The sequence below is a fragment of the Kistimonas ophiarachnellae genome (genome assembly GCF_057552235.1).
The window spans coordinates 1-1,010 of record NZ_BAAJPA010000049.1 but is presented as its reverse complement, the minus strand read 5'-3'; the positions used below and the strand labels follow the sequence as shown (position 1 = coordinate 1,010).

General features: G+C 37.7%; 1 protein-coding gene. It reads left to right on the top strand.

What is annotated here, in order from left to right; translation table 11 throughout:
- Window positions 1-257: 257 nt before the first annotated feature.
- On the top strand, window positions 258-1,010 hold a 753-nt coding region (locus tag AC27K1_RS21565), incomplete at its 3' end, for a hypothetical protein (protein WP_487152857.1).

Genomic DNA, 1,010 nt, shown 5'->3' with positions numbered 1-1,010 from the left:
CCTACGCTGTACAGCTGGGTTTAAGCAATAAAGTACTGGCCTCGCTGGGATTGCTTTCGTTGAAAGAGTTATGGATCAGGTTTCACCATTCCCGGTGAACCGCCCGGTGCGGACCCGCATGCCGGGTGGTGTGGGGAGGGCTGAAGAAAAGTCAGGCCTTACCCGATTTAGGTGCGCTTACGGATTAGTCAGTTGTTTTGTCGAATTTTTTAGCGCGTTTAATGTCAAAAATTTAAATTTTGGGATGGATTTAAAGGATGTTTCTAAGTGTACAAGGATATACAGAGCCAGCAAATAGTTGTTGCCTAAGTCAAGAACAGCGGCGAGCTTCTTTTGGAAGATTTATTATTACTTGTGCTCTTGATCAACGACAATACAGCCCGATTCTTAAAAAATACTCTGAAAATAAACTTCTGGTAAAAATGTTAGAGCCTGAAAGGAACGTGAAACCTTGTAATAATAGTATTAAGAGATTAAAGGATGAAATTGACGAATTAGAGAATGTAAACACTTTAAAAGCTTCCTCTTGCTCATTGCTTGTAAAAAATGCTCCAGCAGAGTTATATAGAAAAATTGGCTTTATTATAGATCGTGAAAAGAGTGCTATCCGATGCATTCATGACTCTGATTGTTTATCCGAGCGTGTAGATAAAGAAAATAATGAAATATATTGGAATACTAAAACGAAGTCATACTGCTTGAAAGGAACAGATAAGCCTTGTGAATTCGAGGGAAGCTTCCTTGTAAGTCATTTTTTTTCATCAGAGGCTTCAAGCATTGAAGATTTAGTATCTATGTTGAAGCCCGGAAGCCCATATAATGAAGTTATCGTAGATTACTCTATTGACTCAATCATTGGAATTGTGTTTTCAGATATAAATTTCAGCGAGGAAAGACAGTATATGTGTCTCAAGCAGTCAATAAAATATTGCGAAGAGCACTTAAAGAAAACTCTGCCAGTACTATGTTATAATTTTAAAAACGGTGATTTAATCGGATGTTTGATCAGC